Here is an 11,616-nt window from a genome sequence, read left to right on the forward strand (position 1 = left end):
GGTCAGGCCCCGATTTGGATGGGTGGGAGTTGCCGGAGCTGATTAGCGGCCGCAGGCAGGCCCGTGGGGCTGGGCCAGCATGGTGAACATGCTCTCTATCATAAAGGCGGATTCGCCCTGCAGGTCTATCCGCCCCGGAAAGTGGAGCCAGTTGATGATGTAGCCATCCAGAGTGCAGTGGAGCAGGGTGGCGGCGCGCTGCAGGTTGAGGTTGGCGGGCAGTTGGCCCCGCCGTACCGCGTTGGCTAGGGTGGTCTCCAGGTCCCGAAAGAAATTGGCGGACTGGCTGCGGATATGTTCGCGCAGTGAGATGGCTTCCCCCTCCAGCGATTCGAGATTGAACAGTATGGTAAACATTTGCCGCTGGGCCGGATTGTGAATGAAGCTGTGGAGCACCCCTTCGAAGAAGAGGCGCAGTTGCCCCAGCGGATCCGGCTCATCTGGGTTGAGGCAGGCGTCGAGCTGATGGGCGAGGGGGCTGCAGAGCTCCTGCCAGAGCGAAATGAAGAGTTCATCCTTGTTCTTGAAGTGCCAATAGATGGCCCCGCGGGTCAGGTCTGCCGCCCTGGCGATGTCGGTCAGGCTGGTCTTGGCCAGGCCCTGAGAGCAGAACAGATCCAGCGCCGTGCTCATGATGTGGCAGCGGGTTTGCTGCGCCTCTTCTTTGGTTCGTCTGGCCATCGAAATTTGTGCCTCATGCAAGCAAAAAGTCACTTACATACATTTATGAATGTATGTATATTGCCTCATCTTTCGACTATTTACCAACAGGGCCCATGCGGCCCTGATTGTTCATTGACTGGCAAAGGCTCAGGTGTTTCATGCATAAACATATTCTTGCTCGTTCAGTTGGTCTTGCCTTGCTGGCTACAGGCTTGCTGGCAGGTTGTGGTGACAAGGGGGGGGCACCCCAGGGACAGGACGGCATGCCGCCCGCGGCGGTCAACGTGGTGACCCTGCAGAGCGGTCCGCTGATGTTGACCACCGAGTTGACCGGCCGCAGCGCCCCGTTGCGGGTGGCCGAAGTGCGTCCGCAGGTGAGCGGCATCATCCTCAAGCGTCTCTTTACCGAGGGAAGCGATGTGAAGGCGGGTGATCTGCTCTATCAGATCGACCCGGCTGTCTATCAGGCGGCGGTTGCCAGCGCCAAGGCCAATCTGGCCAAGGCAGAGGCCAACGAGCAGAGTGCCCGCCTCAAGGCGCAGCGCTATCAGGAGCTGCTCAAGGTCAAATCCATCAGCCGTCAGGACTATGATGACGCCGACGCCAGCTGGAAGCAGGCCAAGGCGGAGATCATGGCGAGCAAGGCGGCTTTGCGTACTGCCGAGATCAATCTCGGTTACACCCGCATCACCGCCCCCATCAGCGGCCGCATCGGTAAATCCGCGGTGACCGAGGGGGCGCTGGTGACCGCCCAGCAGGCGGACAGCCTCACCGCCATCCAGCAGCTCGATCCCATGTATGTGGATGTGCGTCAGTCCACCGCCGATCTGTTGCGCCTCAAGCGACTGGTCGCCGAGGGCAAGCTGACCCAGGACGAGCAGAAGGGGGCCAAGGTGACCTTCCAGCTGGAAGATGGCTCCACTTATGGCGAAGAGGGCTCGCTGCAGTTCTCTGATGTGACCGTGGATGAGACCTCCGGCATGGTGACCCTGCGGGTGATTGTGCCCAACCCTCACCAGCTGCTGCTGCCCGGCATGTTTATGCGCGCCACCCTGCAAGAGGGTGAGCGGGCGCAAGGACTGCTGGTGCCGCAAACTGCCGTGACTCGCACCCCCAATGGCGGCGCCACCGTGATGGTGGTAACCGCTGACAACAAGGTGGAACTGCGCAACGTGCAACTGAGCCGTGTCGTCGGCAGCAACTGGGTGGTGGAGTCAGGGCTCACCTCCGGCGAGCGGGTGATCGTGGCTGGCTTGCAGAAAGTACGACCGGGCGCCGTGGTCAATCCCGCCGAGCAGGGTGCTGATGCACCGTCTGCTCAAGCTGCGTCCAACACCCCGGCCAACAAGTAGGATGGAGTAGTCGCTTCATGGCTCGATTTTTTATAGACAGACCCATTTTTGCCTGGGTGATCGCGCTGGTGATCATGCTGGCGGGCAGCCTGGCCATCATCAAATTGCCGGTCGCCCAGTATCCGAGCATTGCGCCGCCCGCGGTCGGTATTTCTGCCAGCTATCCGGGCGCATCCGCCAAAACGGTAGAAGACTCGGTGACCCAGATCATCGAACAGAACATGACCGGGCTGGATCACCTGCTCTACATGTCTTCCCAGTCTGACTCCGCGGGGCGGGTGTCGGTGACCCTCACCTTCCAGCCGGGGACCGATCCCGATATCGCCCAGGTGCAGGTGCAGAACAAGCTGCAGCAGGCGATGTCGCTGCTGCCGCAAGAAGTTCAGCAGCAGGGGATCCGGGTACAGAAGACCTCCAGCAGCTTCCTGATGGTCGCGGCCTTCATCTCCAGCGATGGCTCGATGAACAACGACGACCTGGCGGATTATGTGGTCTCCAACATCAAGGAGCCTCTGAGTCGTCTGGACGGGGTAGGGGACATCACCTTGTTCGGCAGCCAGTACTCCATGCGGGTGTGGCTCGATCCCAACAAGCTCAACCGGGTGCAGATGACCCCGGGGGATGTGCAAGCAGCCATCAAGGCGCAGAACGCCCAGGTCGCGTTCGGCAAGCTGGGTGGCACCCCGTCGGTGGAAGATCAGCAGTTCACCGCGACTATCATGGGGCAGACCCGTCTCTCTACCGTGGAGCAGTTCAACGATATCCTGCTGCGGGTGAATCAGGATGGCTCCAAGGTACGGCTGAAAGATGTGGCCCGGGTCGAGCTGGCGGGCGAAAGCTATGACGCCGATGCGCTCTACAACGGCCAGTCTACCGCCGCGGTCGCCATCAAGCTGGCGACCGGTGCCAACGCGCTGGATACCGCCGAGAAGGTGCGTGCCAAGCTCAATGAGCTGTCGGATTACTTCCCGGCCAATATGGAGATCGTCTACCCCTACGACACCACGCCATTTGTGAAGATCTCCATCGAGGAGGTGGTGCAGACCCTGATCGAGGCGATCTTCCTGGTGTTCTGCGTCATGTATCTGTTCCTGCAGAACTTCCGCGCCACCCTGATCCCGACCATTGCGGTGCCTGTGGTACTGCTCGGTACCTTCGGGGTGATGGCGGCGTTCGGCTTTTCCATCAACACCCTCACCATGTTCGGTATGGTGCTGGCCATCGGCCTGCTGGTGGATGACGCCATCGTGGTGGTGGAGAACGTGGAGCGTCTGATGAGCGAGGAGGGTCTCTCCCCGCTGGAAGCGACCCGCAAGTCGATGACCCAGATCACCGGCGCGCTGGTGGGGATCGCGTTGGTGCTCTCCGCCGTGTTCGTGCCGATGGCCTTCTTCGGCGGCTCGACCGGTGCCATCTATCGCCAGTTCTCACTGACCATCGTCTCGGCCATGGTGCTGTCGGTGCTGGTGGCGTTGATCCTGACTCCGGCGCTCTGTGCCACCCTGCTCAAGCCGATGAAACATGGCGAGTTTGGGGCCAAGCGCGGCTTCTTTGGCTGGTTCAACCGCGCCTTTGATGCCGGTACCAACCGCTATCAGAGCGGTGTGCGCAAGGTGATCAAGCAGGGCGTGCGCTACAGCCTGATCTACGGCGCCATGCTGGCGGTACTGGCAGTGCTCTTTATGCGAATGCCCACCTCCTTCCTGCCGGAAGAGGATCAGGGGGTCATCATGTCCATGGTCCAACTGCCGGTGGGGGCGACCAAGCAGCGCACCGAGGTGGTGCTGGCGGACATGCGCGACTACTTCCTGAAAAACGAGAAGGATAACGTTGACTCCGTACTGACCGTATCCGGCTTCAGCTTCGCCGGTAGTGGCCAGAATGCGGGGATGGCCTTTATCAAGCTCAAGGACTGGAGCGAGCGCAAGAGCCCGGATCGCAGCGCCAATGCCATCATCGGCCGCGCCATGGGCTATCTGTTCAGCATCAAGGAGGCGCAAGTGTTCGCCTTTAACCTGCCTCCGATCCCGGAGCTGGGTACGGCGACCGGTTTTGACTTCTTCCTGCAGGATCGCGGCGGTATCGGTCACGACAAGCTGATGGCTGCGCGCAACCAGCTGCTCGGCATGGCGGCGCAGGATCCCACCTTGGTGCGAGTGCGCCCGAACGGGATGGAAGATACGCCGCAACTCGACATCAAGATTGACTACGAGAAGGCGCTGGCGCAGGGGCTATCCATCGCGGATATCAACAACACCCTGGCCACTGCCTGGGGCTCGTCCTACGTCAATGACTTCGTTGATCGTGGCCGAATCAAGAAGGTCTACATGCAGGCGGATGCCCCCTTCCGGATGAACCCGGAAGATCTGAAACTCTGGTATGTGCGCAACAGTGCCGGTCAGATGGTGCCCTTCTCCGCCTTTGCCAGTACCGAGTGGAGCTTCGGTTCGCCCCGTCTGGAGCGCTACAACGGCGTGCCGGCGATGGAGATCGTCGGTGAAGCAGCGCCCGGCAAGAGTACCGGTGATGCGATGGCCGCCATCGAGCAGATGGTGAAACAGCTACCGGAAGGGGTGGGTATCGAGTGGACCGGGCTCTCCTTCCAGGAGCGGCAGGCCGGTTCACAGGCGCCCGCGCTCTACGCGATCTCGCTGCTGGTGGTGTTCCTCTGTCTGGCTGCCCTCTACGAGAGCTGGAGCATTCCGTTCTCGGTCATGCTGGTAGTACCGCTCGGGGTTCTGGGGGCCATTGTGGCTGCCACCCTTCGCGGATTGGAGAACGACGTCTACTTCCAGGTTGGTCTGCTCACAACCATAGGCTTGTCGGCGAAGAACGCGATCCTGATCGTGGAATTTGCCAAAGAGCTCTACGACAAAGGGATGGGTTTGGGTGAGGCGGTGGTGGAGGCGGCACGCCTGCGTCTGCGTCCGATCCTGATGACCTCGCTCGCCTTTATCCTCGGGGTGCTGCCGCTGGTGATCAGCTCCGGCGCAGGTGCCAGCAGCCGCAACGCCATCGGTACCGGCGTGATGGGGGGGATGATCAGCGCCACCGTGCTGGCCATCTTCTTCGTGCCGCTCTTCTTTGTGTTGGTGATGCGCTACTTCACCAGCCACAAGAGTAAAGAGGCGCGCATGGCTGCAGCGGTTGAGTCAAAAGGTGACTGATGGCATGCAGGTTTAGCTAATTTGAACAGAGTTCAATAAATCGCCAGCCAGCTTTGGTCTGGCTGACAATCAAACAGGGCAACCCCATGGGTTGCCCTGTTTTTTGTGAAAAATGTAAGCAAAAATTGCGTGGTTGTAAGAGGTAAACCGTGACCCGAGCAGGCATTTCGTGACCTTGAGGTTGTGATGAGTCTCAAGTTGCCCCCATCACAAAATACTTTCGACTGTTCATCTTTGGGAAAAACGGGATAGAATTCCCTATCAAATCGGGCTGGTGCAGTGTGCCAACTCGCGGCATGTCCGTGAGAGGTAGTTGTGATAGACGCTGCCAATACATAACGATGCTGGAGGCATGATGACCAAAGGCGTGAACAATATGGTAAAAAGCAGCAAGCTGGGGGCTGTAACCCAGGGGCGGTAGCCATGATGTTTGCCTGTCATCAATGTAACTTTTGCTTTGTCTAAAATGTCAGCTCTCGGATATTGAGTGAATTTTAGAGATTGCTTCAGTTCTTCAGCGTTTACTCCATTTCAGTCCGCACCTATCACATATCAACTCTTCGCAAGAGATAACATATCTATGAAAATTCTCGTTACCGGTGGCGCTGGTTTTATCGGCTCTGCTGTGGTGCGCCATATCATCCGTGATACTCAGGATGCAGTCATCAATCTCGATAAACTCACCTATGCCGGCAATCTGGAATCCTTGGCCGATGTATCGTCAAGCGAGCGTTATGCATTTGAGCAGGTGGATATCTGCAATCGTGCCGAGCTGGATCGGGTGTTTGCCCTGCACCAGCCGGATGCCGTGATGCATCTGGCCGCCGAGAGCCATGTTGACCGCTCCATCACAGGCCCGGCTGACTTTATCGAGACCAATATCGTCGGCACCTATATGTTGCTGGAAGCGGCTCGCGCTTACTGGAACGGTCTGGACGAGACCCGCAAGGCGGCCTTCCGCTTCCACCATATCTCCACAGACGAGGTGTATGGTGATCTGCCCCATCCGGATGAAGTGGCTGTCGGTGAACCATTGCCGCTCTTCACTGAAACCACCCCCTATGCCCCCAGCAGCCCCTATTCTGCCTCCAAGGCCTCCAGCGACCATCTGGTGCGCGCCTGGCGCCGCACCTACGGTCTGCCGACCATAGTCACCAACTGCTCCAACAACTACGGCCCGTACCACTTCCCCGAGAAGCTGATCCCGCTGGTCATTCTTAACGCGCTGGATGGCAAGCCGTTACCTGTCTATGGCAAGGGCGACCAGATCCGTGACTGGCTCTATGTGGAAGACCACGCGCGCGCGCTCTACAAGGTGGTGACCACGGGCTTGGTCGGAGAGACCTACAACATTGGCGGTCACAACGAGAAGCAGAATCTGGAGGTGGTACACACCATCTGCGATTTGCTGGACGAGATGGTGCCGAAAGCGGGCTCTTACCGCGATCAAATCACCTATGTGGCGGATCGCCCTGGCCACGATCGCCGCTATGCCATCGATGCGACCAAGATGAGCGCAGAGCTGGATTGGCAACCGCAAGAGACCTTTGAATCTGGTATTCGCAAAACCGTGCAGTGGTATCTGGATAACCAGCGGTGGGTGAGTAACGTCAAGAGCGGTGCCTACCAGTCCTGGATTGAGCAGCACTATTCTGCGATTGAAAAGAACGATGGGGAGCGTGCTTGATGCATATTCTGCTGTTTGGTAAAAACGGCCAGGTAGGCTGGGAGCTGCAACGCGCACTGGCGCCGCTCGGGCGCATCACTGCCGTTGATTTTGACTCCACTGACTATTGCGGTGATTTCAGCAACCCGGCAGGGGTGGCCGGAACGGTACGTCTGGTCAAGCCGGACGTGATTGTCAACGCCGCAGCCCACACCGCAGTCGACAAGGCAGAAAGCGAGCGGGAGTTTGCCGAGCTGCTCAACGCGACCAGCGTGGCTGCTATTGCCAAAGAAGCGGAAGCATTGGGTGCCTGGTTGGTGCATTACTCCACCGACTATGTGTTTGATGGCAGCGGTGAGCGCCCCTGGGTGGAAACCGATACAACCGCCCCGCTCAACGTCTATGGTGAAACCAAGCTGGCGGGTGAGCAAGGGGCTGCACTTTGTTCCCGTCACCTGATCTTCCGCACCAGCTGGGTTTACGCCGCCCGCGGCGCCAACTTTGCCAAGACCATGCTGCGCTTTGGCAAAGAGCGTAGCGAGATGTCAGTGATCAATGACCAGTTTGGCGCTCCGACCGGCGCCGAGTTGCTGGCCGATTGCACCGCCCATGCTCTCCGCGTGGCGCAGCGCAAACCCGAGGTCGCCGGGCTGTACCATCTGATTGCCTCCGGTACCACCACCTGGTTTGACTACGCCCAGCTGGTGTTTGCCAAAGCCAGAGAGGCCGGGGTTGAACTGGCGGTGACGCAGCTCAATGCGGTGCCGACCAGTGCCTTCCCAACCCCGGCCAAACGCCCCCATAACTCCCGCCTTGATACCGGTAAATTCCAGCGCACCTTCGATCTGGTGCTGCCGGAGTGGACCGTCGGTGTGGAGCGGATGTTGACCGAGATCCTCGGCAAGTAAATCACTGGCCAGGGATGTAGTGACTGTCTCCCTGGCTGGCAGGGATAAAACAGAAAGGTGTGGCCGCAAGCCACCCTTTTCTTTTGCAATTTAACAATAAGAAACAAGCATCATGACCAAACGTAAAGGCATTATTCTGGCCGGTGGCTCAGGCACCCGTCTCTATCCGGTGACCATGGCGGTGAGCAAGCAGCTGTTGCCTATCTATGACAAGCCGATGATCTACTATCCGCTCAGCACCCTGATGCTGGCGGGTATTCGCGATATTCTGATCATCAGCACGCCGCAAGATACCCCCCGTTTTGAGCAATTGCTGGGTGATGGCAGCCAATGGGGCCTGAATTTGCAATACAAGGTACAACCAAGCCCGGACGGGTTGGCACAAGCCTTTATTCTGGGTGAAGAGTTTATCGGGTCAGACCCCTGTGCGCTGGTGCTGGGGGACAACATCTTCTACGGCCACGACCTGCAGAAGCAGTTGGCGGCGGCAGCGGCCAAAGAGAGTGGCGCTACCGTCTTTGCCTACCATGTGCATGACCCCGAGCGTTATGGGGTGGTGGAATTTGATAAAGAGGGTACCGCTATCTCTCTGGAAGAGAAGCCACTGGAGCCCAAGAGCAACTATGCGGTGACCGGCCTCTATTTCTACGACAACAGCGTGGTGAAGATCGCCAAGAGCCTGAAGCCATCGCTCCGTGGTGAGCTGGAAATTACCGATGTGAACAGTATCTACCTGGAGCAAGGCAATCTGTCGGTGGCCATGATGGGCCGTGGTTATGCCTGGCTGGATACCGGTACCCATGAAAGCCTGATTGAAGCGAGCAACTTTATTCAGACCATCGAGACCCGTCAGGGTTTAAAAGTGGCTTGTCCGGAAGAGATCGCCTATCGCCAGAAGTTTATCAATATTGACCAAGTCCGTGAACTTGCAGCACCATTGGCAAAGAATGCTTATGGACAATATCTGCTGAGAATGGTTGCCAAAGTCTGAAGTGATATGGTGGGAATATGCTCTCCCGATAAAGAGCGAATCAAATGTGGAAGGACAGATGAATATAATCAAAACATCAATTCCTGATGTGCTTATTTTTGAGCCCAAAATATTTGGTGATAAACGGGGCTACTTTTTTGAAAGTTATAATCATAATAAGTTTGAAAAAATTCTTGGTCATTCAGTAAATTTTGTGCAAGACAATCACTCTAAATCAGTGAAAGGAGTATTGCGAGGATTACATTTTCAATTAAATCCACATGCTCAAGGTAAATTAGTTCGCTGTGTCTCGGGTGAAATTTTCGATGTCGCAGTGGATATAAGAGATAGCTCGCCGACATTTGGGAAATGGGTTGGTTTAATTATTTCAGAGGAGAACAAAAAGCAAGTTTATATACCTGAGGGGTTTGCTCATGGATTTTATGTAATAAGTGACCTAGCTGAGGTAATATATAAAACCACAGCATATTGGAGTAAGGAACATGAGCGTAGTATACTTTGGTCTGATATAGACATTAATATAGATTGGCCGATATCTACACATCCTATTTTATCAGAAAAGGACGCTTGTGCAGTATCATTAAAAAAAATTAAAGAGTTAAATCATGAGTAATAAAGAGTCAGTTGTTATTGATAACAATGTAAGACCTCCAATTAACATATTTAAACTTGTTTTATCTATACAAGAAAATAAAGGTCTTGTTATTGCTTTAATAAAAAGAGACCTATTGAGTAAGTATAAAGGTTCCATACTAGGAGTTCTTTGGTCTTTTATCACACCATTATGCATGTTGCTTGTATACACATTTATGTTTAGTGTTGTTTTTAATGCAAGATGGGGCTCTAACGGGAATAAATCTGAATTTGCTCTAGTACTTTTTTCTGGGCTTATGATTTTCAATTTTTTTTCCGAGGTAATAAACCGAGCGCCAGGATTGATTTTAACAAATCAGAGTTATGTAAAAAAAGTAGTATTCCCATTAGAAACATTACCGTTTGTCATATGTGGGGCGGCATTAGTAAACTTGATTATTAGTTTGATCGTTTGGGTGTTATTTTATATATTTCTATTTGGAATCCCGCACATAGAAATTTTATTATTTCCTGTTATCTTACTTCCTCTTATGTTTATGACTGTTGGCATTACATATATTTTGTCCTCTCTTGGTGTATTTTTAAGAGATTTGGGGCAGTTTATTTCTGTGGTTTTAACGGCTATGATGTTTTTATCCCCTATTTTTTATCCAGTATCAGCGCTACCAACAGATTATCAAGTCTGGATGCAATTAAATCCTCTCACGGCAATAATTGAGTCTAGTCGAGCTGTACTAATCAATGGTGAATTACCAGATTGGCGTCTGTACATCATGTATTTTGTAGTTTCATTTAATGTTATGTGGTTGGGATTTGCATGGTTCCAATATACTAAAAAAGGTTTTTCAGATGTTCTATGAAAATGATGTTGCAATTAAGGTTGAAGGCATCAGTAAGTGCTTTCAAGTATATTCTCATCCTAAAGACAGACTTAAACAGTTTATTCTTCCAAAAGCTCAAACACTCTTAAGTAAAGAAAAGAAAAAATATTATGAAGAGTTTTGGGCTGTTAAGGATGTGAGCTTTGATGTAAAAAAAGGGGAAAGTGTAGGTATTCTTGGACGCAATGGGTCTGGTAAGTCAACATTGCTGCAAATGATTTGTGGAACACTATCACCTACTAGTGGAAAAGTTACAACAAGAGGCAGAATTGCTGCATTGTTAGAATTAGGATCAGGTTTTAATCCTGAATTTACTGGTCGTGAAAATGTCTACATGAATGGTATGCTATTAGGATTAACTAGGGAGGAAATAGACCATAAATATGAAGATATAATATCATTTGCGGATATAGGTGACTTTATTAATCAGCCAGTAAAGACTTATTCTAGTGGTATGTTGATAAGATTGGCATTTGCTGTACAGGTACAAGTTGAACCTGATATTTTAGTTATCGACGAAGCACTGGCTGTTGGTGATGCTTTATTTCAAAAACGATGCTTCCAAAGAATAGAGCAGTTAACGTCTATTGGTACAACATTACTATTTGTCTCTCACGATCAAGAGAGTATTAGAACCTTAACTAACAGAGCCCTTCTATTACAAAATGGTTTGCCACTCTCATGGGGTAAGTCATCTGATGTCATTTTAGACTATAGGAAATTATTACATAATGATGAAATGAAATATTTTTCTTCAATTACAGATAAATTGAAGAAAAATAATTTGATTGGAGCTACTTCAGTAACTAGCCAAGGGGAAACGGAAAAATTAACGTTAAATATCGAAAATAATACCAATGATAGCAACCGTTCCAACTCCTTAAGCTTTGGTGATGGAGTAGTAAAAATTAAATCAGTGGATATCATCAATGCCAGTACTGGAGAACCTTGTGCACTTTTTTATCCAGGGGATTTGATAGAAATAAAAATTAAATGCCATGTGACAGCAGATATAGAAAAGTTAAATGTCGGAATAAGAATTAGAAATAAAGAAGGTATTAAAATCTACTCTTGGGGTACGTTGAATCAAGATATGGCAATGATACATGCTAAACATGGAAGTACTGATGATACGTTTTGGTCGTTAAATCATAAAAAAGATGATGAGTTTATAGTATCGCTACGATTCAATTCTTCGTTGGGAATTAACTTATATGAGGTGCAAGCTTCAGTGAGTTATGAGGATACTCCTGATTACATGGCGCAGCGATTACTTCATTGGATTGATGAAGCTGCTTTTTTCCAAGTGTCAATGAAACGTGAAGAGCATTTTTTCGGTGGCGTATCTGACCTTCAAATGAAAGCTGTTTGGTACAATTAATTCTGCCATAGCT

9 protein-coding genes are annotated in these 11,616 nt (G+C 52.4%); 8 read left to right on the plus strand and 1 reads right to left on the minus strand.

Annotated elements, in window-relative coordinates:
• Window positions 1-42 precede the first annotated feature (42 nt).
• Window positions 43-681 (minus strand): TetR family transcriptional regulator, encoded by a 639-nt coding sequence (locus tag AB5Y71_RS14765; protein ID WP_005359187.1) that lies wholly within the window; start codon window positions 679-681, stop codon window positions 43-45.
• Window positions 682-821: 140 nt separating this feature from the next.
• Between AB5Y71_RS14765 and AB5Y71_RS14770 the strand changes: the two genes are divergently transcribed.
• From AB5Y71_RS14770 to AB5Y71_RS14805, 8 genes are all read left to right on the plus strand, one after another.
• A complete protein-coding gene (locus tag AB5Y71_RS14770; protein WP_204476521.1) occupies window positions 822-2,015 on the plus strand; it encodes an efflux RND transporter periplasmic adaptor subunit in 1,194 nt (397 codons plus the stop codon).
• A gap of 17 nt (window positions 2,016-2,032) precedes the next feature.
• Window positions 2,033-5,182, plus strand: a complete 3,150-nt coding sequence (locus tag AB5Y71_RS14775) for an efflux RND transporter permease subunit (RefSeq protein ID WP_368171891.1) — start codon at window positions 2,033-2,035, stop codon at window positions 5,180-5,182.
• Between the two features lie 580 nt (window positions 5,183-5,762).
• On the plus strand, window positions 5,763-6,869 hold the full coding sequence (rfbB, locus tag AB5Y71_RS14780; RefSeq protein ID WP_368171892.1) for a dTDP-glucose 4,6-dehydratase: 1,107 nt from the start codon (window positions 5,763-5,765) through the stop codon (window positions 6,867-6,869).
• The gene (gene rfbD / locus AB5Y71_RS14785) at window positions 6,869-7,756 is read left to right on the plus strand and encodes a dTDP-4-dehydrorhamnose reductase (protein ID WP_236366475.1); all 888 of its coding nucleotides are present in this window, start codon (window positions 6,869-6,871) and stop codon (window positions 7,754-7,756) included. Before rfbB ends, rfbD begins: the two co-directional genes overlap by 1 nt.
• Before the next feature lie 112 nt (window positions 7,757-7,868).
• Complete coding sequence (gene rfbA, locus AB5Y71_RS14790; RefSeq protein WP_368171893.1) at window positions 7,869-8,747, plus strand: glucose-1-phosphate thymidylyltransferase RfbA; 879 nt, start codon at window positions 7,869-7,871, stop codon at window positions 8,745-8,747.
• Between the two features lie 58 nt (window positions 8,748-8,805).
• Entirely contained in the window at window positions 8,806-9,360 is a 555-nt protein-coding gene (rfbC, locus tag AB5Y71_RS14795; RefSeq protein WP_323891039.1) for a dTDP-4-dehydrorhamnose 3,5-epimerase, read from the plus strand.
• Window positions 9,353-10,201, plus strand: a complete 849-nt coding sequence (locus AB5Y71_RS14800; RefSeq protein WP_368171894.1) for an ABC transporter permease — start codon at window positions 9,353-9,355, stop codon at window positions 10,199-10,201. The genes rfbC and AB5Y71_RS14800 overlap by 8 nt, the downstream gene beginning before the upstream one ends.
• Window positions 10,191-11,603, plus strand: coding sequence for an ABC transporter ATP-binding protein (locus AB5Y71_RS14805; protein WP_368171895.1), 1,413 nt, complete (start codon window positions 10,191-10,193; stop codon window positions 11,601-11,603). The genes AB5Y71_RS14800 and AB5Y71_RS14805 overlap by 11 nt, the downstream gene beginning before the upstream one ends.
• The last annotated feature ends 13 nt before the right edge of the window (window positions 11,604-11,616 follow it).

The sequence above is a fragment of the Aeromonas sp. R9-2 genome (assembly GCF_040908025.1).
GTDB lineage: Bacteria > Pseudomonadota > Gammaproteobacteria > Enterobacterales > Aeromonadaceae > Aeromonas > Aeromonas veronii.